Source organism: Haemophilus haemolyticus, from assembly GCF_003493685.1.
Taxonomy (GTDB): Bacteria; Pseudomonadota; Gammaproteobacteria; order Enterobacterales; family Pasteurellaceae; genus Haemophilus; species Haemophilus haemolyticus_O.
This window is the reverse complement of record NZ_QQJW01000006.1, coordinates 52,819-79,804: the sequence shown is the minus strand read 5'-3', so window position 1 is coordinate 79,804 and position 26,986 is coordinate 52,819. Positions and strand designations below refer to the sequence as shown.

Genomic DNA, 26,986 nt, shown 5'->3' with positions numbered 1-26,986 from the left:
TTATTATGGGGCAAACTGTTGAAACAACCAACAACCAACAACCAACAACCAACAACCAACAACCAACAACCAACAACCAACAACCAACAACCAACAACCAACAACCAACAACCAACAACCAACAACCAACAACCAACAACCAACAACCAACAAAAATATATTGCCCGAAATTGTTGTGTATGGTGACAATAATAAATCGCTTTCTTCTGTTAAAACCCTTTCTTCTGATGAGATAAGTAAAACACCAACATCAAACGGTAACATCACTGATTATCTTCGTTCTAACCCCCATATTCGTTATGAAAATAGCGACCAAAATGGTTTTCAACGTGGTGAAATCAAACCTGAAAATATTTCAATTAACGGCGCCGATCCAAATCAAACCGCCTACTTTGTTGATAATGTCAATATAAATAATGAACTTACTGCTGATAGCGACGTTTTTGATGGTTCTATGCAAGTTGTACCTGGAATTAGTCACACTCAAGCTTATTTTTTTGATGCAACTATGCTTTCTAAAGTGGAAGTACAAGATAGTAATATTTCTGCTAGCTTAGGTGGCTTTATGGGAGGGGCAGTTATCGCCAAAACAAAACAATATAGCGGCACTGATAGCATAAAACTTAAATATCGCACAACAAATTCCTCTTGGGCAAAAATGGAAGCTGGCGACTCAGTACAAAAAATACTTAAACAAGTAAGACCTGATAATTCTGGTACGACGGAATTACAACCTAAATACAATAAACAAACATTCAATATTTTGGCTGAAAAAAGGCTAAATGATAATTTAGGAATGGTTTTTGGCTATAGCCGTAGAACATCATCTATTGAACAAAATCGTTTAATTGGCTTTGATAAAAATGCCAATAATAAAGCACAGTTAGACAAACAAAATCATCAACGACTTTCTGATAACATTTTATTAAATCTCAATTGGACACCACAGGAAAAGGAACGAATTGAATTCGGTTTACGTTATTCAAATTATAAAGAAATAAAATATTTTAGGGAAAATATAGATAACAATGTAAGTGATTATCATCAAGCATTGGGATCAACACTTGCTTGGGTACATTCATTCAACTCTGGCGTTTGGACAAATACCTTAGCATACGATCGTTTTCAGGATAAACGTAAATCATCCTCAAATAGTGTTGAAACAACATCGGTGTCAGATGAAGATTATAATTCACTTTATAATTTCGAAAAAGGCGGCTATGGTAATAGCCATTTAACTCAAGATAATTTGCATTTTTCAACTGAATATGTAATGGATCCTTTTTATTTGGCTTCTACGGAGCATTCTATTTCTATTGGTGGAATTTATCAGGCAACTAAATATCAATTCTATCGTCCACAAGATGTTCATTCAAAAATAATATTATCTACTTTGCAAAATGATGGGACTATGGATAGTTTAGATCCGATAGAAAGTACAACATCAAAAGGTCGTGTTAAAACCAGCTATCAAAATATCGCTATTTATGCTGAAGATTTAATTAAATGGCGTAAATTTGAATTTCGACCGGGCATTCGCATTGAACGTAATGACTATTTAAAAAACAATAATCTTGCCCCGCGTTTTGTTGCACGTTACCGACCTTGGGATAATACAGGATTTACACTAGGTTTAAATCGTTATTACGGTCGTTCTTTTGCTTCGTTAAAATTAGCGAATGGCATTTTAAAGCTTAATAATGATCAAACACGTCAGCATCAAAACTTTTCATCCCTAAAAAGCCCTTATGCAGATGAATTAAGTTTAAGTTTTGACCAAAATATGGGTAATTTAGCACTGAAACTCGGTTATATTCATCGTGATAATAAAAATCGTATCATATTGAAACGAGAGACTGTAAGGGGAATAAAGAAAAGTAGTTATATTAATGGGCGTCCATTCGGTGTTGATATTTATACTTTCCAACTTAACAATATAGAACCTTGGAAATTAGGTAAAACTTATTGGACTACCTCACTTGGTTTTGATTGGTTAAATACAAAACGATCCGATGGAGAAGAATTTGATCTGAATAAACTTGTTTCTTTAGATGGTAAATTAATGACTTATCGTGAAATGTTACGACAAGTTAATAGTAACACTGAAGATTGGATTGCTCGTTTAGGTATTGATATGACGATACCAGATTACAATATTACTTGGTCAAATAAAGTGTATATGAAAGCACCAATTCGTCGTTATGATCCAATTAATGAAAATAATGATGACGACGATGCTCCTCCACGCTATCGTAGCTATCACTACGGCAGACATACACAATGGGACAGTAGTATCCGTTGGCAACCAACCATTCGTGGTAAACATAGCGTTTATTTGCAAGTAGATATTTTAAATGTACTTAATAAAACACGTAAAAATAAAGTCGCTACTATTTCTACTAGCGATGAATATGGTGTCTATACGCCTGGGCGTGAATTTTGGCTAGAAGTTGGCTATCAATTCTAATATTCTTCAATGTATAGGGCTTATGGGCTTTTGAAATGTCCACCAGCCCTACTCTACGCTCGTTTTACTTAGCGTAGAGTTTTCTTTTTTCTAGGTAAAAATAATGAAAAAAACAACCGCACTTTTTTTGCTTATCTTTTCACTAATTGCTTGTCAATCCTTGGAACTATCGCCCAATAGTGATTTACCTTTTGATCCAAATATTCAGCACGGTAAACTATCAAATGGTCTGCAATACTTTGTATTAAAAAATACTGAACCCAAAGAACGCGTTTATATTCGATTAGTGATCAATGCTGGGTCAATGCACGAAGATGACGATCAAAAAGGCATTGCTCATTTAGTTGAGCATATGGCATTTAATGGCTCAAAGAAATATCCAGAAAATCAAATTATTAATGCGTTAGAAAAACTTGGAATGAAGTTTGCACGAGATATTAATGCTTTCACTGATTTTGAAAATACAGTCTATACTTTAAATTTAGATAGCAACAATCAGCAAAAATTAGAATTGGCGTTTGATGTCATCAATGAATGGATGAATAATATTACTTTTTTGCCTAAAGATGTGGATGGCGAACGTGGCGTAGTACAAGAAGAATGGCGGAGACGTTTAAGCCCAATGCTACGTATTGGCAATAAGAAAAGTGCTATTGAAATGGCGGGTTCTCGTTATGTGTTGCGTGATCCTATTGGAGATATGGATATTATTAAAACAATTTCAGCTAAACGCGTCGCTGATTTTTACCACAAATGGTATCGACCAGATAATATGTCAGTAATTATTGTAGGCGATATTGATACAAAACAAGTAGTAAAACTATTAAAACAAAATCTATCTCAAGAAAACCCAATTACTAAAACAACATTGGAAAAAATTGATTTTAATATTCCTCTTATCAACAAATGGCGATTAGATTCTATTTCTGAACAAGGCACAACAATTCCGAGTATTGAATTAAGTTTTTTTGAAAATACAATTGAAACCAATACATTAGCGAGTTATAAGCAGGAATTAATTCAGCAAATTACCACTCGATTGCTTAACTTACGTTTACAGCAATGGGAAAAGGAAACAGAAAATGGCGTAGATTCTGCAAATTTTTATCGCACTCATTTAGGTAAAGAAACACTACAAAGCATTTTTTCTCTCCAGCTTATAGATACACAATATTCAAAAACGATAGATAAATTATTTGCCTTTATTGCCAGTATAAAACAACAAGGTTTTACTCAAAATGAATTAAGCGGCGAGATTAAACGCTTAACTCAACTCAATGAAAAACAATTAAATATTCGTTCTGGTAGCTTAAAAATTGCCGATGATCTCATTACTTCTGTGGCAAATAAGCAAGTGGTATTGAGCGTAAATGATCGTTATGAACTCAATAAACATTTTTTATCTCAAATTACATTAGCTGATTTACAACGCACGTTAAATCAAACCTTAGCATTAAAAGCAAAATTATTATTAATCACTCAACCTTTGCCACAAAAAGCCTTGCCTTTTGATGTAGCAGAAATAGAAACTCGTTGGAACAATGCAATGGAAATGCAACAACACCAATGGGATGAAAAAAAACAAATCGAAAAATTACCGCACTTAACATTTAACACGGGCTCACTTTCTCAAGAAAAATACTGGGATCGCGGCGATATTTATGAATTTCGTTTAAGTAATGGAAGTAAATTGATCTACCACTATAGTGACAAAACTCCAAATCAAGTACATTTTCGTGCTGTTACTCAAGGTGGTTTACGTTCTATCCCAAATAAGGACTATCACTTATTACGTGCTGCCGTCAGTGTAGTTGATGAAACGGGTGTTGGAGAACTTTCTCTTTCTGCAGTTAATCAAATTTTTTCGCGCGATCCATTGGTGATTGCAACTGTGATTGATGATGATAAACAAGGTTTTACTGGTGTATCTAAACCTAAGGATTTGGAAAATTTACTGACATTGTTCCGCTTAAAATTACGTTCATCCCCTATATCCGATCTTGCCTTAGAAAAATATCGACGTGAAACCCGTGATTATTTCAAACAGATTGATTTAGAAACACAATTTATGCAAGCCGTTTCAAAACTACGTTTTCCAAATATTGAAACTGTCTATACTCAAAAACAAGCACAGCAATTAGCATTTGATAAAAACCAATTAAGTAACGCTTATCAACATTATATTTTAGATAAAACAGATTTTACCTATTTTATTATTGGTGATATTGAACTTAATCAAGTAAAGAAATTGGCAGAACATTATTTAGCTTCTGTTGAATCGAAAACTCAGATACGCCATCTTGTCCCAACTATTATTCATACACCAACTCAATCATTTATGATGAATGGCTTGAAAGAACCGAGAGCTGATGTAGAAATATACCTTACCGCAGATAATACTTGGCGAGCGGAACAAAAATATTTATTCAATATTCTTGCGGATATTGTGCAAGAAAAATTACGCTTAATTCTACGTGAAAAAGTTTCTGGTATTTATTCTGTAAATAGTTGGTTTATGCAAGATGTTCATGCACCACAAATTGAGGGAAAAATTGAATTTAGTTGCGACCCTAAACGCGTAGAGGAACTTACGCATCTTACAAATCAGGTACTAGATGATATTGTAAAAAATGGCATTGATGAAAACTTATTACGTAAAAAACTAGCGGAACAACATACTCAGATTCGACGTGAATTTGATTCTTTAGTTTCAATTGCTTCAATTATTGAAGAAAGTTACTGGCAACAAGATAATCCAGATGCCATTTATACCTATCAACATTTAGATCAGTTAGCGACAAAAGCTACAATAGATGCGTTGGCGCAAAAAGCTCTAAAAAAATCAGGCAGATTTGTCAGCATATTAAAAGCAGCTTCTTATTAGAAAATAAATTAAATCTCAATAGATATGAAATAGATAAAAACAACGGTGATCGCTTAAACGATCACCGTTACATTGAATTCACTGTTTCAATAGTAAATTATATTGGTTATTTTCGAAAAGTATTACTCTTCATTCAATAACTTTAATTCACGGCTTCTTACTTGATTTTTCAAGATTTCCGCAAATTCTTCCACAGTAAATGTACCTAAATCAGCACCTTTACGGGTACGTACAGCCACTTTGCCTTCTGCGATTTCTTTATCGCCACAAACGAGCATATAAGGCACACGGCGTAAAGTATGCTCACGAATTTTAAAGCCCACTTTTTCGTTACGTAAATCGGTTTTCACGCGTAAGCCTACATCAGAAAGTTGTTTCGCGACTTTTTGTACATAGTCAGCTTGGCTATCAGTGATATTCATCACAACCGCTTGGGTTGGTGCTAACCATGCGGGGAAGAAACCTGCATATTCTTCAGTAATGATACCAATGAAACGCTCAATAGAACCTAAAATTGCACGGTGAATCATGACAGGAGTTTTACGGCTATTGTCTTCTGCCACGTAAGTTGCATCTAAACGACTTGGTAATGCGAAGTCTAATTGCACGGTACCACATTGCCATTCACGGCCAATGCTATCACGTAATGCAAATTCAATTTTCGGACCATAGAACGCGCCTTCACCTTCTTGAATTTCATATTCAAGACCGTTGTGTGCTAATGCTGCTGCAAGACCTGCTTCCGCACGATCCCACATTTCATCTGAACCGATACGATTTTCCGGGCGAGTAGAAAGTTTCACTGCGATATTAGTGAAACCAAAGGTGCTATAAATGTCGTACACCATTTTGATACAGCTAGTTACTTCGCTCTCAATTTGATCTTCAGTACAGAAAATGTGTGCATCATCTTGAGTAAAGCCACGAACACGCATTAAACCGTGCAAAGAACCTGAAGGCTCATTACGATGGCAAGAACCAAATTCCGCCATACGGATTGGTAAATCGCGGTAAGATTTTAAACCTTGATTAAAAATTTGAACGTGTCCTGGACAGTTCATCGGTTTAATCGCATATTCACGGTTTTCAGATTGAGTGGTGAACATTAAGTCCGCATAATTTTGCCAGTGACCTGTTTTTTCCCACAATACGCGATCCATCATAAAAGGACCTTTCACTTCTTGATAATCGTATTGTTTTAATTTAGTACGCACGAAAGTTTCAAGTTCACGGAAAATTGTCCAGCCATCATTGTGCCAGAACACCATACCCGGTGCTTCTTCTTGCATATGATATAAATCTAATGCTTTACCAATTTTACGGTGGTCACGTTTTGCCGCTTCTTCTAAACGCGTTAAGTATTCAGCAAGTTGTTTTTTATCCGCCCAAGCCGTACCATAGATACGTTGTAACATTTTGTTTTTGCTGTCACCACGCCAGTACGCACCAGCAACTTTTTGTAATTTGAAATGCTGACAGAAACGCATATTTGGCACGTGTGGGCCACGGCACATATCAATATATTCTAAATGATGGTATAACGCAGGCGTTGCAGTACGTTCAATGTTTTCATCTAAAATTGCCATTTTGTATGGCTCGCCGCGTTTTTCAAAGGTATCACGCGCTTCTTGCCAAGTAACACGTTTTTTCACGACGTCATAATTGGTTTTTGCCAATTCCAACATACGTTTTTCGATTGCATCTAAATCTTCTTGCGTTAAAGAGCGGTCTAAATCAATGTCATAGTAGAAACCATTTTCAATGGTTGGACCGATTGCCATTTTTACATCTGGGAATAATTGTTTAATAGCATGACCAAACAAGTGTGCGCATGAGTGGCGAATAATTTCTAAACCATCTTCATCTTTAGCGGTAATGATTTCAAGTGTTGCATCTTGGTCGATAACATCGCATGCATCACGACGCTCACCATTTACACGGCCTGCGATAGTGGCTTTAGCAAGACCCGCACCAATATCTTGTGCGACTTCAAGAACAGAAACAGGATGATCGAATTGACGTTGGGAACCGTCAGGTAAAGTAATAATTGGCATTGTTTTTTCCTTATACAGTGGTCACCCATACGAAAGGTGACGTGCTCGTTTAAAATTCTATAAAAATTAACCGCACTTTTGCCCTACTAGGCTTCATTCCTACCATTGAACGAGCGAAATTAGGCAAAAAATGCGTGGTAAATTCTATCACTTTCTTAAGGTATTGTTAAATAAATGCACATATTTTACAGAAAGGAAATAATGTTTTTCTGGCTAGGGGCTTTATATCCTAAAAATAAAGGCTAGAATAACCGCACTTTTAAATACCCAGTTAAGGAATAAAAATGAGCAACGTATTAGTATTAAAATCTAGCATTTCAGGAAATAACGCCCAGACCAATCAATTGGCCGATTATCTTATCGAAAAATTACAAGGTAATAACATTATCGTACGCGATCTAGCCCAACAACCGCTTCCATATTTTGATGCCACAGCAGCAACAGCTGTGCGTGGTGAACCTAAAAACGATGAAGAAAAACAACTTCTTGCACTTTCCGATGAATTAGTCTCCGAATTAAAAAATGTAGAGACTCTGGTTATTGGTGCACCAATGTATAATCTAGGCATTCCAACACAATTAAAAACTTATTTTGATTTTATCGCACGCCCACGCGTAACTTTCCAATATACAGCAAATGGACCGGAAGGGTTATTAAAAGGTAAAAAAGCGATTGTGTTATGTGCATTTGGTGGGTTGTATGATGAAGAAAATCTAGTGACACAATATATGAAATCAGTTTTAGGTTTTATCGGTATCACAGATGTGCAATTTGTTTATGCACAAGGCATTGGATTCGGGCCAGAGGCGATTGAAAAAGCCCAAGCGTCCGCAAAAAATAAAATTAATGAAATTTTAGCCACCCCTTAATCCTCGATAACCTACAAAACATAAGAAGATTTATTACAAAAAAGTGCGGTGATTTACCGCACTTTTCTTCTTATTTTTTTCGTTCAACCCATTTTCCATTGGTGAAATCAACAATCCATTTCGTCGCTTTTCCCTCTTTTTCAGAAGTCACATATTGTTTCTTCTCTTTACGACTAAAACGAACAATCGCTTCATTCCCTTCTGGGTCTTTTTGTGGTGCATCGGCTAAATAAGCTAATTTTTCAGGTAAACGCTCGCGATATTGCACAAGTTCAGCGATTTTAACTGGGCGTGTTTCGCGGGATTTCGGGAAATTATGTGCTGACATAAATACACCACTCGCACCGTCACGCAATACAAAATATGCATCAGATTTTTCGCATTTTAACTCAGGGAAATGTACAGGCTCTTCTTTTGGTGGGGCGACTTCGCCATTTTTCAAAATTTTGCGTGTGTTATCACAATTTGTACATCCCATATACTTGCCAAAACGGCCAAGTTTTAAATGCATATCCGCACCGCATTTATCACACTCAACAACAGGGCCATCATAACCTTTAATTTTGAATGAGCCTTCTTCAATTAAATATCCATCACAATTTGGATTATTACCACAAATATGGATTTTACGATGGGCATCGATTACATAGCTGTCCATTGCCGTTCCACATTTTGTACAACGTTTACGATCCATTAATGCTTTGGTTTCTGAAGATTCATCTAAAACATTCAATAATTCCGCTTCAGGAATTAAATTAATCGTTGTTTTGCACCGCTCTTTTGGTGGTAATGCATAACCTGTACATCCTAAAAATACCCCCGTACTCGCCGTACGAATTGCCATATTTCTGCCACAGGTTGGGCATTTAATATCTGTTTCCACAAGGCTATTTGGGCGCATACCACCTTCAAGTTCATCCAATTCAGCTTTAGAAAGCTGGCTAGAAAAATCCTTGAAGAATTGATTCAATTCAGTTTTCCAATTCACCGAACCAGAGGCAATTTTATCTAAAGTATCTTCCATATTCGCGGTGAAATCGTAATTCATTAATTCACCAAAAGACTCATTGAGGCGATCAGTGACAATTTCGCCCATCTTTTCTGCATAGAAACGACGATTTTCAGTGCGAACATAACCACGTTCTTGAATGGTGGAAATAATTGCCGCATAAGTGGAAGGTCGACCAATACCACGTTTTTCCAATTCTTTTACCAAAGCCGCTTCAGTAAAACGAGCGGGTGGTTTAGTAAAATGTTGAGTGGGCTGTACTTCTTTTAAAGCAAGTTTTTCTGAAACAGCAACTAAAGGCAATTCTTGATCTTCAGGATTTTTGCCTATCTGTGGCAATACTTTTGTCCAACCATCAAAACGTAAAATTCGGCCTTTTGCTTTCAAGGTATAATCGCCGGCTGAAACAGTCAATGTACTGCTATCATATTGCGCTGGTGGCATTTGACATGCTAAGAATTGACGCCAAATTAAATCATAAAGGCGCACCGCATCTTTTTCCATTCCCTCTAAGGATTCAGGCAATGCTCTAATGTCCGATGGACGAATAGCCTCATGTGCCTCTTGCGCATTTTCTTTACTAGAATAAAAATTTGGTTTTTCTGGTAAATATTGTGCACCAAAATGATTTTCAATATAGCTACGTGCCATATTTAGCGCATCTTGACTCAAATTGGTTGAATCCGTACGCATATAAGTAATGTAACCCGCTTCATATAAACGTTGGGCTAACATCATTGTTTTTTTAACGCCAAATCCCAAGCGAGTACTTGCAGTTTGTTGAAGCGTTGATGTAATAAATGGTGCACGAGGGCGAGAACTTGTTGGCTTAGTTTCTAAATCTGTGACAACGTAATCGGAAACATTCAGAAAATCTACCGCACTTTGTGCTTCTTTTTGATTTTTTGGATCAAATTTCTTGCCTTTATAATCCGTGACATCCAAGCGTATAGCTTGTTTATTTTGATTATTCGTAAGGACGGCAACTTCCCAATATTCTTCAGGCTGGAAGGCTTTTATTTCACGCTCGCGTTCTACTAATAATTTAACCGCAACCGATTGAACTCGACCAGCAGAAAGTCCGCGCGCGACTTTTTTCCAAAGTAGCGGAGATACCATAAAGCCCACTACTCTATCTAAAAAACGACGAGTTTGTTGAGCATTAACACGATCTATATTCAATTGTTCAGGCTTTTCAAAAGCCTGTTTAATGGCATTTTTAGTGATTTCGTTAAACACTACGCGACTAAAGCGATCATCATCTCCACCAATCACTTCACGTAAATGCCATGCAATCGCTTCCCCTTCTCTATCCAAGTCGGTTGCGAGATAAATGTGATCTGCTTTTTTAGCAAGTGATTTTAATTCGGAAACCACTTTTTCTTTACCAGGCAAAATCTGATAATTTGCTTTCCAATCGTGATAAGGATCAATCCCCATACGTTTAACTAAGGCATTACGTTCCTTTTCAGCCTTAATTTTTGCTTTTTCTTCGGCATCCATACCTTTGGTTGAAATTGGTTTAGCTTTTTCACCTGTACTAGAACCAACCGTCGGCAAATCACGAATATGTCCAACACTAGATTTCACCACATATTGGCTACCTAAATATTTATTGATGGTCTTTGCTTTTGCCGGCGACTCCACAATCACCAAGGATTTACTCATTTGATTACCTAATATCACTAGAATTTTGTAAAATTGGGGGTATAGTGCAAAGTTATGTAGGCAAAATCAAGCATTTTTTCAAAAAAGGTCTATAAATGGATAAACTCAACGCGATTTCTATTTTCTGCAAAGTCATTGAAACCCAAAGTTTTACATTGGCAGCAAAGCAACAAAATATTTCTGTGGCGATGGCAAGCAAATTAGTTTCACAGCTAGAAGAACATTTAAAAACACGATTGTTACAACGTACCACCAGAAAAATTATGCCTACTGAAGCAGGAATGATGTATTACCAACGCTGCCAAGGAATTTTGCTTGATTTAGATGAGGCTGATTCCAGCATCACCCACCTTACCAGTTCATTACAAGGAAATTTACTCATTTCTGTTCCTCGTGATTTTGGTTTGCTTTTCATCGTACCGAATTTACCACTGTTTATTGCCGAACATCCTAATCTACATGTTGAAATTGAGTTTAATGACAAAAAAATTGACCTTGTGGCAGAAGGCTATGATCTTGCATTACGAATCGGCCATATGACGGACAGTTCTCTTGTATCACGCAAAATCAGCACAAATACGCTACACTTTGTGGCATCACCAAGCTATCTTGAAGCTAATGGCATCCCACAAACACCTGATGATTTAGAACATCACAATGGCTTACTTTATAAAAATGTAATGAATCAAGTGAATTGGGTTGGCTCACGCATAAATCAAACACAACGTTTCAAAATCAAATCCAAAGTAGTAAGCAATAGTGGTTTAGCCTTATTAGAAATGGCAAAAGCAGGACTAGGTATTGTGAATTTACCGAGATTTATTATTGGTCAATCTCTTGAAAAAGGTGAACTGATTGAAATATTACCAGAATATAAACAACAAAAATTAGAAATTCATGTGGTCTATCCGAACAGAAGACATTTACCAATAAAAGTACGGGCATTTATTGAATTTTTATCTGGTTTAGGCTTGTGTTCAGAAATTTTGGAAAATCCTGAAGATAGTCACTAAACGCCATAAAAAAATACCGCACTTAGGCAACCCAAAGTGCGGTTATTTTTATGCGTGTTTTTATAATGCTTTTAAGATGTCTTCAACACGATCTTTTGCATCACCAAAGAGCATTTGCGTATTCTCTTTGAAGAATAATGGGTTTTGTACGCCTGCGTAACCCACTGCCATTGAACGTTTGAACACAATCACATTTTGTGCTTTCCATACTTCCAACACAGGCATTCCCGCTATTGGGCTATTTGGATCTTCCATCGCAGCTGGGTTTACCGTATCGTTCGCACCGATAACCAATACCACATCGGTATCAGCGAAATCATCATTGATTTCATCCATTTCAAGTACAACATCGTAAGGCACTTTTGCCTCAGCTAAAAGCACGTTCATGTGGCCTGGTAAACGTCCTGCAACAGGGTGAATACCAAAACGAACGTTCACACCACGTTCACGCAATTTAGCCGTAATATCAGCGACTGGATATTGTGCTTGTGCAACAGCCATACCATATCCCGGTGTGATAATTACAGAACTTGCATTTTTCAATAATTCAGCCACTTCTTCTGCCGTAGTTTCACGGTGTTCGCCTTGTTCTTCGCTTGAAGAAACTTGAACATCGTTACCAAAACCACCCGCAATTACGCTCACAAATGAACGGTTCATCGCTTTACACATGATGTAAGAAAGGATTGCACCAGAAGAACCAACAAGCGCACCAGTTACGATGAGTAAATCATTATTCAACATAAAACCTGCTGCAGCCGCTGCCCAACCAGAATATGAGTTAAGCATTGATACCACAACTGGCATATCTGCCCCACCAATTGATGCCACTAAATGCCATCCAAATGCAAGCGCAATCGCTGTCATTAATAACACAGGAAAAATGCTTTCTGGATTATTTAAGAATGCAACCATCAATAATGCAGATACCACAAGTGCAGCTAAATTTAATTTATGGCGATGCGGCAACATTAATGCTTTTGAATTAATTTTTCCGCTTAATTTACCAAATGCAACAACAGAACCAGTGAAAGTTACCGCACCGATAAAAATACCTAAAAATACTTCGACATTATGAATATTCGTTAATACCGCTTGTCCAGCTACAAATGCGGCTTGTGCTGCTGCATCTAATCCTTCTGGCATTAATGCATCATGGTGTAAACCATAGCTATTAAAGCCTACAAGTACAGCCGCTAAACCAACGAAACTGTGAAGAATCGCCACAAGTTCTGGCATTTCAGTCATTTCTACTTTTAATGCACGTTGAACACCGATTGCACCACCGATGATCATCGCAATAATGATCCAAAATGTTCCTTCTGAATGAGGCCCCAAAATGGTTGCGATAAGGGCAATGGTCATACCAACAATACCGAACCAACAACCCGCTTTAGCAGTTTCATGTTTAGAAAGTCCTGCCAAGCTCATAATGAAAAGTAATGCTGCTAAAATATACGCAGCCTGTACTAAACCTTCAGACATTGTGCGCTCCTTAACCTTTTCTAAACATTGCTAACATACGTTGTGTGACACGGAAACCACCAAAAATATTGATGCTTGCCACCAAAATCGCCACAAAAGCTAACGCATCGATAAATAGATTGCCTGTTGGCTGACGAATTTGTAATAACGCGCCTACAATAATAATGCCCGAAATTGCATTTGTTACTGCCATTAATGGTGTGTGAAGTGCATGGCTAACATTCCAAACCACGTAATAACCCACCACACAAGCTAAAACAAATACGGTGAAATGTGATAAAAATGCAGCGGGCGCAACAGAAGCTAACCAAAGGAATAACACACCAACACCAGCCATCACACCGTATTTCACACGAGGATCTGTTGGTTTAGATTCTTTTTTCTCTGCTACTAGTGCAGCTTTGGTTTCTTGTTTTGGTTGTGCAGATACTTGAATTTGTGCTGGTGGAATTTCTTCCCCATCACGAACAACAGTCACACCACGAAGAACCACATCTTCAAAATCAATATTGATATTGCCATCTTTCTCTTTGCACAAAAGTTTTAATAAATTGACTAAGTTTGTGCCATAAAGTTGAGAAGATTGCGTTGGTAAACGGCTTGGGAAATCTGTATAACCAATCACTTTCACTTGGTTTTCAGTTGTAACAACTTTCCCTGCTTGCGTATATTCACAGTTACCGCCAGTTGCAGCCGCTAAATCCACAATCACCGAACCTGGTTTCATTGAATCCACCATTTCTTTGGTGATTAAACGAGGCGCTGGTTTACCCGGAATGGCTGCTGTAGTAATAATAATATCGACTTCTTTAGCTTGTTCTGCATAAAGCTCCATTGCACGACAGTTAAATTCTTCCGACATCACTTTCGCATAACCATCGCCACTGCCGCCTTCTTCTTTAAAATCAATTTCTAAGAAGCTTGCACCCATACTTTGAACTTGCTCTTTCACTTCAGGACGAGAGTCAAAAGCACGAACAATCGCCCCAAGGCTATTTGCCGCACCAATTGCCGCCAAACCAGCCACACCAGCACCAATCACCAACACTTTTGCTGGTGGAACTTTACCTGCTGCAGTAATTTGTCCGGTAAAGAAGCTACCGAATTCATGCGCAGCTTCAATGACAGCACGATAACCAGAAATATTCGCCATAGAAGAAAGCGCATCCAATGCTTGCGCACGAGAAATACGAGGCACCGCATCCATTGCTAACACATTAATTTTCTTCGCGGTGAGTTTTTTCATTAACTCAGGATTTTGCATACGCCAAATAAAGCTCACAAGCGTTGCGCCTTCCTTCATTTGAGCGATTTCTTCATCTGTCGGTGCATTTACTTTGAAGATAATATCCGATTGCCAAATTTCAGCCGACGTACCGATCTTCGCGCCTGCCTCTAAAAATGCTTGATCTTCAAAACTAGCTTTAAAACCTGCATCGTGTTCCACGATCACGTCAAAGCCCAATGTCAATATTTGCTGAACCGTTTTCGGCGTTGCCGCCACACGGCTCTCGTTCTCAAGCAGCTCTCTAGGTACACCAATTAACATACTGTTTCCCTCTGATTGATGATTGGGTTGATGAGATTAATGAACAAACCTTCGCCTATTCATCGTTAAAATGACAAAAAGTCAAACGGATACAACTGTATCATTGATTGAATGAAAATAGGTAACGTTTTTAAGTGGTTTTACAAGATATTGTGATAGGGATCACGAAAAATATCATATAAAAAACATCTCAAATTAAGTGTCCAGATTTTGAGGTGCAGATTATGTCCTACTCTTATCAATTTCGTTTGAAAATTATCAAACTCGTCACCGAACAGGATTATGGTATCCGTGAGGTGGCTAAACTTCATCAAATTTCCCATGCTCTCGTCATTTATTGGCTAAAAGCATTTCGGGAAAGAGGGCTTGATGGCGTAAAATCGCCTTATACAAACCTTCAAACACCGAAAATAGTGAAGCCAAAGATGAAAAAGAAAGACATTGAAATTCCAGAAACTACAGACTTTTCAGCTAAAGCGTTTAAAAAGTTACAACGAGAGCTCGCCTTGGCTCGTGCGGAGATTGCTTATCTAAAGGAGTTGGAGGCGCTCGACCGTCAAAAACAACGACAGAAAAAAGAAAAATCATTGAAAGATTGAAGCCAGACCATGCGTTAAATGATTTACTTCATATGGCTAAAATGCCTCGCTCAAGCTTTTACTATAAAGAGATTAAGCGAAATTATCACGAAGCTAAAGAAGCTATCTTATCGCTGTATAAAAAGAACAGAAAACGAGATGGTTATCGCCCCATGACGTTTAAATTACGCCAAATGGGTTTTAATTTGAATCATAAAACGGTGTTAAAGCTGATGAACGAGTTAGGTATTCATTCCATTTTACGCAAGAAAAGACATGGAAAACGTGGAAAAATATCGCATATTGCTCCGAATTTGCTGAATCGTGATTTTACAGCAACGGCACTCAATCAAAAATGGGTAACGGATGTAACGGAATTTCATGTTGGGCAAGAAAAGCTTTATTTTTCACCGTTGATGGACTTGGCTAACCGAGAAATTATTGCCTATAACTTTTCGACACGCCCGAAGTTTTCATTGGTAAAAAAGATGTTAGAACAAGGGCTTAGTCGGCTTAACCCGACAGAATGCCCGATTATTCATAGTGACCAAGGTGTATTGTATGGCTCGGCGGAATGGGTAAATATGTTGGAGGGTAAAGCGGTGCAAAGTATAAGCCGCCGAGGAAATTGCTATGATAATGCGGTGATTGAAAGTTTTTTTGCAATATTAAAATCAGCGTGCTTTTACTCTCGGACTTATCATTCAATTGCTGAATTACAGGCTGAAATTGAAGAATATTTAGTGTATTACAACCAAAAACGAATTAAACTAGCGTTCAAAGAATTGAGCCCAGTGCAATACCGAGCTCAATATTTAAGTTAACTAACCTATCCAACTTTTGGGGGACAGATCATAATTTTTTATCCTAAATTAAATTTTAGGATATGAACGACAATGTTCGCATACTAGCTCCCACTTACCTAAACGAAATCTTCGGTAAGGTCGTACATGAATGGGTTTTATGCAATTACAAGAAATCATCGCATATTCTCCTATATTAAGAGAGTGAGATTGTCTATATGCAATAATTGATTTAAACTATGTATGTTTCGGCCAGGAAACAACAAATGCTTGAATTAATTAAAAGCATTTATGAATTAAGACACTCTTTAAACCTTAATTCAGACTCCCAAAAGGTATTAGTTACTTCTAATACCTTTTTTATTAAGCTATGAGTAAAGGTTGTTTTAAAGGATAGTGTTCTGGATAAAGGGCAGATAAAAATACTTTTGCTCCATTAACAATAGTTTTCCCCAATTGATCATATTGATAAATTGGACTATTAAGAACCCATAGGTCTTGCATAGAACGATTTTTAAATAAATCAGAAATATAGTATTGTTGAGAATGTATCAATAAAGCATCTCCATCCTCAGTAACAGCTTCAGAAGTTCCTGAAATATACCAACCTAAACTAGAAAATAAAACTACATATCTTTCAGCTGTAGCCATTACAGCAGAAGGGCTTACATTCAAAGTCTTGCAATAAGATAAGAAAGTATCCATTTGTAATGCTGTACTTCCTGTTTCTATTTTCGTAAATGCATTAGCTGATTTTCCCATTCCATCAGCAATTACAGCTTGATGTATATTCCTTTCTAATCGACATTCTTTAAGTATAAGTAGTAGAATTGTCGTAAATTTTGTTATTTTCTTAGTCCCCATATTTCTTTCCCCCTCCTACTCTTAAGTGAATAATACTCTCCCTAATGGGGAAAATCAATATACAGGAAGTTAATATATTGATTTAAGCACATAGAAATTTATTAAATAATTGATTTATAATGAATAATTATTTATTTACATTCCTATAATTTTTATTTTTAGGCTTATTTTCTAGCTTTTCGGCTTACTCACCCACACGATAGCACAAGCGTGGACGCTTGTGTCATCTATGGGGGATCATAGAAATCAAAAGTGTCTGAAAGTCTGAAATTTTCAAAAGGAATGATTTAATACACCTTTAATACTGCTAAGTAATCTTGATAAAAACGATAATCTTCGGAATCATAACATACAAAATTAACTTTCTTTATAACATCATGGATTGACAAATAACTTATAACTGTTTTTATAGCTATCTCCGCTGCTAACTTTTTAGGAAATCTATACCTACCTGTTGATATATTAGGGAAAGAAATTTCACTAATATCATTCTTCTCAGCAAGCTCTAAACATGAAAAATACGTCTTCTCTAATAATTTTTTCTCATCATGTTTACCATTATTCCAAACAGGCCCAACGGTATGAATAACATAATTAGCGGGTAAATTTCCTGCTCTGGTAATCACAGCCTCACCCACTTTACACCCTCCCTGACGAGCTCTAATTTTCATACAATCATCTAAAATCTGCCCCCCTCCCTTCCTATGAATTAATCCATCAACTCCACCACCACCTAATAAAGATGTGTTGGCTGGATTAACTAATGCTTCAGTTTTAATTTCAGTAATATCTCCAAGGTATAAAAACAGATTTTCACTAATTACCATTAAATAAAACCTCCATAAATTCAAAAAAATCTTTTTCTGATACTTCCTCAGGAGAAATCATTTTGTTATATATAATATCTATATCTCTATTTTCTAATTTATATATTTCCAATCCTACCCAATGACTACTCCAGAGCTCAATAGTTGCTGTTTTTTTATTTGAATATAAGTCAAATCTAGTTAAATAACCAAAATCTCCCTCTTTATCAAAATCAACTTGAACAACTCCAAAATTTTCTATAACTCTTGGATAAACAACATTTTCAAAGAAATTAAATATATCCATTACTTCTCTCCTAACACTCTTATATCATTAACATCTGGGGATAATATTCCACCTTTCTTTTGTAAGAAGTCCTTTTGACTATTACTAACATCATCATTTACCATTTTAAACCATCTTTCCTTTCCTCCTTGTAAAAGACTAGTTTTAGGAACATTAAACTCCACATAAACACTGCCTGGCTTTGCTGCCCCCAAGATGGCGCGCGTCTCCTGACGCGTGCCCAAAGCATCAATTTCATTTAATTCAGATTTATACTATTTTCATTAACAACTTCATTTTGTTTATTTTTAGATAGATATAAGCACGCGTCAGGAGACGCGCGCTATCTGGGGGGATATCAAAATTTGCTTAAAATACGCATCATTGAAAATACAAAAAGTGCGGTCAATTTTGAGAGTTTTAAAAACTCTTTGAAAATTAACCGCACTTTATTGGTTTCATTTAGAAGTTATCTTTAATAAATTCAGCTGGAATACCATCTGATAACCATACCTTCTCATTACCTATATAAAACTTAATGCCTTTAGATTGAGCTAATTCTGTATCAATAGTCAAAAGAATTGTCTCTCCTTTTTTTCTATCCCCGACCAATTTTGCTGTCTCAATATCCTCAGATAAATGTACATATTGACGAGACATCGGCTTCAATCCATTTGATTTAATATCATCTAAATAATTTATACTTGTCCCATGGTATAAATACTTTGGTGGATAACCAATTTCTTTAGAAATTTTCATTGGAATTGAATGACCATAGAAAGCTCTTATTTTTCCATTTTTAATCTCATGTCTTTTCTTTTCTGATAGGTTGATCATTTTAACTAAATCGTCTTCGGTTAACGTATTCCATTTTTCATCACTATTTCTAAATGATGAAATTAATTGCCCGACGGAAACCCAACCTTCAGAATCCAGTTCTAATTCATATTCCCATGGCGCATGACGAAGCGCATAGGAAACTTCTTTACTTAAATTTAAATAGTCCATTTTAATACTCTTTTGCACTTTTAATTTCTTCTGCTAACCACTCATCAAAATCCTTACATTCATATTTATTGGCTTCATTACCAAGATCATGAACATAAACTCTCAGATTTCCAGAGTAATCCGTTAATTTGAAACAAGCTGCCCAATCGCCATCTCTAGCAAATGCAATTAAATCAGCCACACCTGTAAGCTCTTCAATAGCCTTACTATAAAGATAAACATTATCCTCAAACTCAGAATCCTCAAACCACCAAGGAAAATATTCCAATTCATTTATCTTTTCCATATTACTCGATAAATCAATATAAGACTGGGGAAATTTAAATTTTTCAGGTAATTGTTCTTTAGGATATAAATTAAATTTAGTTTGCATAATCACTTCCTTTATTTTATGACTTTTGGATCATACCGGGAACCATGCGATAACTTAGCAGACCAGCTCTTATCAACCCTATAAAATAAAGTTATAGAATTTAATTTATTAATATTTTATAAAAATTATCATTCACCATACTTATCTTTAATATTTTTATATATTTCCTCAAAAATATTATTAATTTCTTCATCTCCGCTATGATAAAGTTCCCAATCAAAATCATTTAATTCCATTGGTTGAATATTTATATACAATCCATTACTTTCAATTCTTTTATCCCAATTTAAAATATCATTTGAATTTATTACATTAAATTGAGACAGCTCCTCTAAAACAGGAGTTAAGTCTGACGGCCTCCTTATTAATACATAAATTTTATTTAAATATAAATTAATAAACAATCCAAAACCAAAATACATCTCACCAACTTTGAATTCAAAATCTGTTTTTTTAGATTCCAATATCATCTCTTATTTTCCTCCATTTTAAATTTAAAGTCATTAACTTCCCCCTTAACTTTAAAATCTTTTGTCTCATAATCAATTTTTCCTGTTTTAGAGTTTTTATAAAAATGGATCTGATTAGACTGTCCATTAGGTAATTTTATTGACTCCGTAGTCATTTTCTCCCAATCTTCTATTCTTGAGCCATCTTTAGTTAAAACTCTAATAATCTCTGGATTGCGAATATACCCATCTTTTAATTTTAACACTTTAGATCTTTCAATTGCATTCTGAGTTAGAAAGCCATTATGATCTAAAATTCGAGCATCCTTAAATGCTAATTCAGTCCTGAGTAATGAGCGAGAAATATTATTTGTAGAAGGATAATCCTCATCCCCAACATTAGTACGCTTATACCCATCCATTCCCGATGTCGGATAAGCTTTATTTTTTCCACTAATTAAACTTTTAACATTGCTAAATCCAACTTTTGCATAGCCTGTTGCTGCACCCAAACCCATTGCTGTACCAGCTTCCATCAAATTCAAACCAAATTTTGTTTTATCCGAAAGCTTGCTAAAACTTTCTGCATTCTCACTTTCAACTAAATTAGATAATGCAATACGATTCGCTGTATTTAAATCATTTGGATAATACACCGTCATACGACTAAAGAACCCTAAATTTCTCTCAAGCTCTTCAGCCCCTGTGTTCATTTCATGTAAATGTGCCGTTTCACAAGCCACATTACCCTTACACGCTATGAGTTGCTGACGGTTTTCTTCACTAATCCCTTTATATTTCTCTAAAATCGGTTTAGTATCACGGCCCTCTTTTTGCGCTTTACTCAGTTCTCGAATGAAGTTCTGAACATCTGCAATACTTAGATAATTATTCTCCACCGCCCTTTTAGCCGTCTCAGCTCCAGAAGTCACCGCAAGGAAATTACCACCTTGTTCTGTTGTGGTGCCATTCGCCTTCGCTGTCAATGCTGCAGCCAATCCGCCCGCCAATTGACTTAACGTGCTAATGTTTTCCTTCTCATTGGCCGTAAGTTGATTTGGCGTTTTATTATAGATTGCCTGCGTGAGGATTTGTGCAGTCACTTCTCCTGTCACCCCAGCAATTGCGCCCGTCAATGGGTCTTTGCCTGTCACTTGGAACTCCACCGCAGAAAGCAGAGCATGTGCCATGAGATTCGCAGCTTTGTCTTTTGCCGTGTCACCTGCCGTCATCTCGTGAATGGTTTTATTGAGATAAGGCGAAGCCAGCGCAACAAGACTGCCTGCGGTATCGTTTTGTGCTGCCGCTTGTAATGCTGCTGTCACTGCTCGAATCGCCATGCCTTTTTCACTACCAATGCCGTAAGTGCGGTCGATTTTATCTTGCGTTTTCGTGATTTCGGCTTGAACATTTGTTAGCTGTTGCTTAATGGCTTCAAGCTGTTGTTCATTACCCGCTTGTCCTTTCAAGGCTTTTTCTTGCTCTTCCAGCTTAAACTTCTCAAGCCCTAGCTTGTTAATTTTCTCACGCTCATTATACGTGGCGATGCTTATCGCGTTGTTGCTGATATCACCTATCACCTTAGCCATTTCTTGGCGCTCTTGCACTTTTTGTAAATCTTGCTTTTCAACACGTTGATTCGCATTTTTGGTGTCACGTGAAAGTGCGGTCAGTTTTTCCGGTGTTTCGGTCTCTATCTGAATATTGCCGCTGATAGCTGATTGGGTGGTGCTGCGCGCGCTTTCATTGGTGTTGCCCAATAAGCTCAAGGCACTGCTTATCGCTTGCATCGGGTTAATGCCTCCCGTGCCTGCCCCCATGCTCGCACTTTCGGTTTTAATCTCGCTTTTATTTTCAATATCGGTATGCGTGAGCGATTTTGTTTTGAAGTGGTTTTTACTTGCATCAGCGTCACTTTCAATAATGGCACCATTCAGTTGGGTATGGTTGTGGATATGGGCATCCATACCATCCTCTCCCACACTAATCCCAGCTTGTTCATTGACTTGCGCATAATCCACTTTCGCTTTGTTATAGGAGGCACTGACCGAAGCTCCGCCACCTGAACCATACGCTACCGAGCCACTTGCACTCGCACTCGTTTGTTTGGATTCGTATTTCTCTGTATCTTGACGGCTCGTTATCGTCAGATTTTGAATATCCGCTTCCCAACGTTTCGCTTTGAGATTCGCTGCATCAAGGCTGAGGTTTCCTGCTTCGCTATTTGTGATGAGCTTATCCGCTTGCAAGTGACTATTTTGCCAACGCTCGCTATCCGAGTTAGATTTGCCCTTCGCCACATTCACCGAACCCTCAATACCAATTCCATAACTATTACCATTGGTTCCAACAAAAACGCCTACACTGCCCCCTACTGATTTATTTTTGGTATGTTGGTGCTCCTCGTCTTTTACACCTTTTATCTCAATCCCTTTTTTACCTGATAATGCCATTAATTTCGCATTCGCATCAACGCCTTCAAAGGTGAGTTTTTCATCGCGGGCTTTTACATTAAACGTACCTGTGCTCACCGTTGATTTTTGATGATGAATACTCTGGCTTTCGCTACTTTGCGTTTGTTTTTGGCTGCCATAACCAAGACTAATCTTCATACTTGGGCTGGATGTCGTTCCGGTATTCTGCATATTACCTGCTCGCAAAGCATCTAAGGTTTCCGCTACCTTACCCACATTTTGAGCCGCCATTGTCGCTTCTTCCGCAGCTTTCACTGCATAAAGTGCCTTAAGTTTTCCATTGGTGACTTGTTGGCTGCGATTCACACTGTTATAAGCTGCTTGTGCCATATCGGTCACTGGGGTGCTCAAGGCAATCGTCACGCCAGATTGTTTATACTCATGCCCCTCTTTACGTTCAATAATATCTTTTCCTGCTTCCACTTTCACGGCTGCCCCTTCAATATCAATCCGATTTGTGCGTGGTGTCATCATATCCGTTCCCATTACATTCGAATGGTTACCCGCACTCACCCTGATATTGCCATTCATTGAACCTAGCGTGCTACGTGCATCAGACTGTGTCCAACCTTCTGTTTCATAATCATGTTTTTCTGATTTGGAGCCAAAGGTAATGCCAATACCGCCACCCGTGAATACCCCTGACGTTTTCTTGGTTTCCACGCGCTTATTTTTGAAATAATTGGTATCTGCTGCAATATCGACATCATGCCCAGCCTGAATATGCAGATTATCATCCGCAATAGCCTGAATGCCTTTCGCCTTCATATCATGACCTGCTGAAAGCACGACGTTTTTACCACTCACCTGAGTGCCGACTTGAGTAACGGAGTGTTGTTGGTCTAGACTGGTTTTGGTCACCTTCGCCACACTTCCACTTTTCGTTTTGTGGAACTCCTCAAAATCACGACTTTCTTTCGCCCCATTCAACACAAGGTCGTTTTCAGCGACGGCCATCAACTTCGCTTCACTCTCCAGCTGTGCCCCTTCGGCTCGGAGATTTTTTGCCGTAAGCGTCACATCCCCCTTGCCTTTTACTTGACTTACTACCGCTTCTTCCACTTTCTCATGACGGTAATGATTGCCTGCGCCCATCTTCTCATCAAAGCCCACTGAAAGTGCGGTGAGATTCACGTTATTTTTGGTCTGAACAAGCGTGCTGCCATTGCCATCGTTAATAATATCTGCACCTTTAGCGTTCAGATTATTTGATGAGAGTTGTAACTGGCCATCTTCTCCTTTTACATGGAAAAGTGCTTTACGAGCCAGTGTCGTTTCACTACGTTGGAAGTGAGATAAATCCACCTTTGTTGTCATCGTAGTACTTTCGTGATTTAAGTCACCGCCCACATCCACCAAAAGTGCTCGCTCGGCTTCTACTTTACCGCCGATATTGTCGAAGTTATTCGTGGTGTTGATGCCTACTTTATCACCCGTAATGGTGCCTGCGTTGAATAAGCTTTCGGTATTTAATAACGTAAGCTTACGCCCCGCAATGGTGCCGCTATTGATTAAACGATGACTCCGCAAATCAATCACATCCGCTGAAATCAACGCACCTTCGCCATTTAAGTCACCTTTCTGCGCCATGGCATAGACACGAGGCGCCATCACTTTGACTTGTTTTCCGCTTGGTAAGGTTACTACGAGAAATTGAATGTAAAATTATAAGGTTTGATTAAAACAAGCATCGTTTAAAATACAAAAGTGCGGTCAATTTTTGAGAAGTTTTAAAACTATTTAAAAATTGACCGCACTTTATATCTAGATATTTTAAATTTTATACCATTAAAATATCAAATTTATGTATTTTTAATTCCTCACCCTCTTCGCCACTTGTTATAATCAGCTGCATATATTAATAAAAATAATACAAATAGCCCCCCCCATACTTTTAAACTAAAAAATAAATGCTCTTCACTTAAAAAAAAATCGCCCTGATCAATATACCCAGTAATAAAGTAGGCATTTATATAAAAAATAATTTGTAGAATTATAGTCATTAAAAAAGATCTCTTTAATATAATTAAAAAATATTTCATATCTATTTCTTCCTTTCTTTTGCTTCTAATTTATCATTCACTTGATTAATAATCTCACCAACAACACCCCCTATGAATGGAGATACAGGCTTTAACACAGGAGGAGATATTTTTTCCATAGTATAACCTCCTAAGGTGCTTTCGGCATATTTTACCTGTTCATTCACATGAGATTTACCATCAGATATTGTTGATACTGCAGTATCAACAGAACCAATTAAAACTGAAGTTCCTAAAGGAGCATTTAATAGATATGGAGCAAGTAACCCTGTTCTTACAGTTTTATTTACATCAATATCACCTGTTGCAGCATATTGAGTTATTGCACTAGCTGTAGCTCCCATCGCTACTCCTTGTGCATATTGCTTATATGTTATTTCAGTTATAGGTTTCAAACCATGCTCAATTCCCTGGACAGCTGTTTGAACTACTTTAGCCTGTGTAGGATTATAAGAATAATAAATTCCTTGACTCACTAATTCTCGGGTTCCTTCAATACCTTCTCGTGCCGCTATTTTAGCTGTATTAACTCCTTTCGCAATAGCATCCGCATACGCAAGCTGTCCGTTGATATAGGCATTTGCTGCTTTTGTTGAAGCGGTATTATAGGCTTTAATTCCCTTATCAACTAAATTAATATAGGTTAGCTGACCATCAATGTAAGCTTTTGTTGCCGCATCTTTACCAAGACGTAACACTTGCCCCCCTTTATTAGCTAGAGTAATAGCCTCACCTCCAACTGTTGCGGCGGTTTTCTCCATAAGGGCAACACCTCTTACAACAGTAGTTCCACTACCTAAAGCAAGCATAGAACCCGCATCCAGCCCATCCTTAACTGAAATAAGCTATTTTCCCATTAGATGAATTTTTATAATTCTCAGGAGCATCAAGTTCGTTCTTGACAGTATAATACATATCTTCATCTGTTATTTTTGTTTCAAAATTTAAGATTGTGAGTAAATAATTATTTAAGTACATTATCTTGCTACTTTAAATTCCTACCATAGAAAAAAAGAATAAAGTAAATACTTGATACAAACAATGTCATTTTGATTAAAAATGAAAGTTTTTTTATACCAAAATCAATCAATTCTAGCTCAAAAATAGATATTGAATTATCAATATTGTAAAGCAATCCACCAACTATCAACGATAATAATGAAAAAGAAACTCCAATAAAAATAGAAAGTAGAATATCTAACATGATTCTTTTCATTATTTACTTCCTTTTTGAGACTCATTATAAATATATTGGACGCCTCTATTCAAACTTTCCCTTCCTAAACTTCCTGAAATACTAGGAACAATACTTCTTCTATATGTATAAACATAAGAGAGTTTATCATTCAAAGGCTGAGGATTATATTTAACCCAAGTTAAATCTAAGTATTTTTTATTTAATGAAATATCAATAGCTTTACCTATTCCATAGCCCACTATGGAGCGCATTTCCTAACGCGTGCCTAAAACATCAATTTCATTTGATTCAGATTTTTACTATTTTCATTCACAACTTCATTTTGTTTATTTTTAGATAAATACAAGTATGTGTCAGGGGCTAGGGTGTATTAATATAAATCTTATTGCAATAGATCATTTTTCTTATAATACATATAAAAAACTACAAATATAATTACAGATAAGAAAATTATCATTTTTATTTCTCTGGCTGTTTTTTGTACAAAAAACGATACTAAATCTATATCAAAAATAGGCATATTATTCTCTATGTTATACATAAACTTAGCTAATAAAAACATAGTAAAAGAAACAAAAACACTAGAAAGTAGAGAAAATAAAATAAGGTAGATAACTTTCATTAATCATTCTCCTGTGAAGGCCCACGATGGCGCGCGTTTTATAACGCGTGCCCAAAACATCCCTTTCATTTGATTCAGGTCCTCACTATTTTTATTAATAACTTCATTTTGTTTATTTTTAGTTAGATATAAGCACGCGTCAGGAGACGCGCGCTATCTTGAGGGCTTGTGTTATCTGAGGATTATTTTCTATAGAAACATAAAATTGAAACAAAAAATATAAAAACATGCATAAAAATCATTTTTAAGCGCTCAATAAAACCATCATTAAAATAATCCAAGAAATGTATATTAAATAAATCCATATTATTTTCAAAATTATAAAGAATTCTGGCAATCAAAAACATTGAGATACTTAATAGAAAACTTCCCAAAATAATTATTATTAAGATAGATAAAAATTTATTTTTCATTATTTTTACCTTTCCAATTACTATATTCATATTGAAACCATCTATTACTTGATTCTCCACCTAAAGCTCCTC

General features: G+C 36.8%; 23 protein-coding genes. 7 read left to right on the top strand and 16 right to left on the bottom strand.

Annotated features, from left to right (window positions below; all coding sequences use genetic code 11):
• Positions 1–18 precede the first annotated feature (18 nt).
• The 3 genes from DV434_RS10805 (at position 19) to DV434_RS06390 (ending at position 5,351) form a co-directional block, all read left to right on the top strand.
• Positions 19–186 carry a hypothetical protein gene (locus DV434_RS10805; protein WP_192881501.1) on the top strand — a complete coding sequence of 56 codons (168 nt, stop codon included), beginning with the start codon at positions 19–21 and terminating at the stop codon, positions 184–186.
• Positions 161–2,467 (top strand): TonB-dependent receptor plug domain-containing protein, encoded by a 2,307-nt coding sequence (locus DV434_RS06395; RefSeq protein WP_118785680.1) that lies wholly within the window; start codon positions 161–163, stop codon positions 2,465–2,467. Before DV434_RS10805 ends, DV434_RS06395 begins: the two co-directional genes overlap by 26 nt.
• A 103-nt stretch (positions 2,468–2,570) precedes the next feature.
• Positions 2,571–5,351, top strand: coding sequence for a M16 family metallopeptidase (locus DV434_RS06390; RefSeq protein ID WP_118785679.1), 2,781 nt, complete (start codon positions 2,571–2,573; stop codon positions 5,349–5,351).
• A gap of 122 nt (positions 5,352–5,473) precedes the next feature.
• Here DV434_RS06390 and thrS read toward each other — a convergent pair whose 3' ends face one another.
• The gene (gene thrS, locus DV434_RS06385; RefSeq protein WP_118785678.1) at positions 5,474–7,405 is read right to left on the bottom strand and encodes a threonine--tRNA ligase; all 1,932 of its coding nucleotides are present in this window, start codon (positions 7,403–7,405) and stop codon (positions 5,474–5,476) included.
• Between the two features lie 284 nt (positions 7,406–7,689).
• On the opposite strand from thrS, the gene DV434_RS06380 reads away from it, so the two are divergent.
• Positions 7,690–8,274, top strand: a complete 585-nt coding sequence (locus DV434_RS06380; RefSeq protein WP_118785677.1) for an FMN-dependent NADH-azoreductase — start codon at positions 7,690–7,692, stop codon at positions 8,272–8,274.
• Between the two features lie 70 nt (positions 8,275–8,344).
• Here the strand turns inward: DV434_RS06380 and topA are convergent, their stop codons facing one another.
• Positions 8,345–10,951 carry a type I DNA topoisomerase gene (gene topA, locus DV434_RS06375; protein WP_118785676.1) on the bottom strand — a complete coding sequence of 869 codons (2,607 nt, stop codon included), beginning with the start codon at positions 10,949–10,951 and terminating at the stop codon, positions 8,345–8,347.
• 95 nt (positions 10,952–11,046) lie between these two features.
• Here topA and DV434_RS06370 point away from each other — a divergent pair, with 95 nt between their 5' ends.
• The gene (locus DV434_RS06370; RefSeq protein ID WP_118785675.1) at positions 11,047–11,964 is read left to right on the top strand and encodes a LysR family transcriptional regulator; all 918 of its coding nucleotides are present in this window, start codon (positions 11,047–11,049) and stop codon (positions 11,962–11,964) included.
• Between the two features lie 60 nt (positions 11,965–12,024).
• Here DV434_RS06370 and pntB read toward each other — a convergent pair whose 3' ends face one another.
• On the bottom strand, positions 12,025–13,449 hold the full coding sequence (gene pntB / locus DV434_RS06365) for a Re/Si-specific NAD(P)(+) transhydrogenase subunit beta (RefSeq protein WP_118785674.1): 1,425 nt from the start codon (positions 13,447–13,449) through the stop codon (positions 12,025–12,027).
• A 10-nt stretch (positions 13,450–13,459) separates the two neighbouring features.
• The gene (gene pntA, locus DV434_RS06360; protein WP_118785673.1) at positions 13,460–14,998 is read right to left on the bottom strand and encodes a Re/Si-specific NAD(P)(+) transhydrogenase subunit alpha; all 1,539 of its coding nucleotides are present in this window, start codon (positions 14,996–14,998) and stop codon (positions 13,460–13,462) included.
• 224 nt (positions 14,999–15,222) lie between these two features.
• Here pntA and DV434_RS06355 point away from each other — a divergent pair, with 224 nt between their 5' ends.
• Together DV434_RS06355 and DV434_RS06350 are read left to right on the top strand one after the other, a co-directional pair.
• Complete coding sequence (locus DV434_RS06355; protein WP_118785672.1) at positions 15,223–15,597, top strand: transposase; 375 nt, start codon at positions 15,223–15,225, stop codon at positions 15,595–15,597.
• Complete coding sequence (locus tag DV434_RS06350) at positions 15,594–16,400, top strand: IS3 family transposase (protein WP_239992773.1); 807 nt, start codon at positions 15,594–15,596, stop codon at positions 16,398–16,400. Before DV434_RS06355 ends, DV434_RS06350 begins: the two co-directional genes overlap by 4 nt.
• A 342-nt stretch (positions 16,401–16,742) precedes the next feature.
• Here DV434_RS06350 and DV434_RS06345 read toward each other — a convergent pair whose 3' ends face one another.
• From DV434_RS06345 to DV434_RS06280, 12 genes are all read right to left on the bottom strand, one after another.
• Complete coding sequence (locus tag DV434_RS06345; protein WP_118785670.1) at positions 16,743–17,243, bottom strand: helix-turn-helix domain-containing protein; 501 nt, start codon at positions 17,241–17,243, stop codon at positions 16,743–16,745.
• A gap of 287 nt (positions 17,244–17,530) precedes the next feature.
• Positions 17,531–18,070, bottom strand: coding sequence for a macro domain-containing protein (locus tag DV434_RS06340; protein WP_118785669.1), 540 nt, complete (start codon positions 18,068–18,070; stop codon positions 17,531–17,533).
• Positions 18,060–18,356: a hypothetical protein gene (locus DV434_RS06335; protein ID WP_118785668.1), complete on the bottom strand. Its 297-nt coding sequence runs from the start codon at positions 18,354–18,356 to the stop codon at positions 18,060–18,062. Before DV434_RS06335 ends, DV434_RS06340 begins: the two co-directional genes overlap by 11 nt.
• Positions 18,356–18,550: a TreTu family toxin gene (locus tag DV434_RS11115; RefSeq protein WP_118785667.1), complete on the bottom strand. Its 195-nt coding sequence runs from the start codon at positions 18,548–18,550 to the stop codon at positions 18,356–18,358. Before DV434_RS11115 ends, DV434_RS06335 begins: the two co-directional genes overlap by 1 nt.
• Positions 18,551–18,797: 247 nt before the next feature.
• A complete protein-coding gene (locus DV434_RS06325; RefSeq protein WP_114892258.1) occupies positions 18,798–19,343 on the bottom strand; it encodes an RNA 2'-phosphotransferase in 546 nt (181 codons plus the stop codon).
• A 1-nt stretch (position 19,344) separates the two neighbouring features.
• The gene (locus DV434_RS06320; RefSeq protein ID WP_118785666.1) at positions 19,345–19,716 is read right to left on the bottom strand and encodes an SMI1/KNR4 family protein; all 372 of its coding nucleotides are present in this window, start codon (positions 19,714–19,716) and stop codon (positions 19,345–19,347) included.
• 128 nt (positions 19,717–19,844) lie between these two features.
• Positions 19,845–20,186, bottom strand: a complete 342-nt coding sequence (locus DV434_RS06315) for a stage III sporulation protein AF (RefSeq protein WP_118785665.1) — start codon at positions 20,184–20,186, stop codon at positions 19,845–19,847.
• Positions 20,183–24,250 (bottom strand): hemagglutinin repeat-containing protein, encoded by a 4,068-nt coding sequence (locus tag DV434_RS06310; RefSeq protein WP_118811556.1) that lies wholly within the window; start codon positions 24,248–24,250, stop codon positions 20,183–20,185. Before DV434_RS06310 ends, DV434_RS06315 begins: the two co-directional genes overlap by 4 nt.
• Before the next feature lie 433 nt (positions 24,251–24,683).
• Positions 24,684–25,490, bottom strand: a complete 807-nt coding sequence (locus DV434_RS06300) for a type 1 periplasmic-binding domain-containing protein (RefSeq protein WP_118811555.1) — start codon at positions 25,488–25,490, stop codon at positions 24,684–24,686.
• 176 nt (positions 25,491–25,666) lie between these two features.
• Positions 25,667–25,897: a hypothetical protein gene (locus DV434_RS06295; RefSeq protein ID WP_118811554.1), complete on the bottom strand. Its 231-nt coding sequence runs from the start codon at positions 25,895–25,897 to the stop codon at positions 25,667–25,669.
• Complete coding sequence (locus DV434_RS06290) at positions 25,897–26,130, bottom strand: hypothetical protein (protein WP_053466520.1); 234 nt, start codon at positions 26,128–26,130, stop codon at positions 25,897–25,899. The genes DV434_RS06295 and DV434_RS06290 overlap by 1 nt, the downstream gene beginning before the upstream one ends.
• A gap of 553 nt (positions 26,131–26,683) precedes the next feature.
• Positions 26,684–26,974, bottom strand: a complete 291-nt coding sequence (locus DV434_RS06280) for a hypothetical protein (RefSeq protein WP_053466522.1) — start codon at positions 26,972–26,974, stop codon at positions 26,684–26,686.
• Positions 26,975–26,986 lie beyond the last annotated feature (12 nt).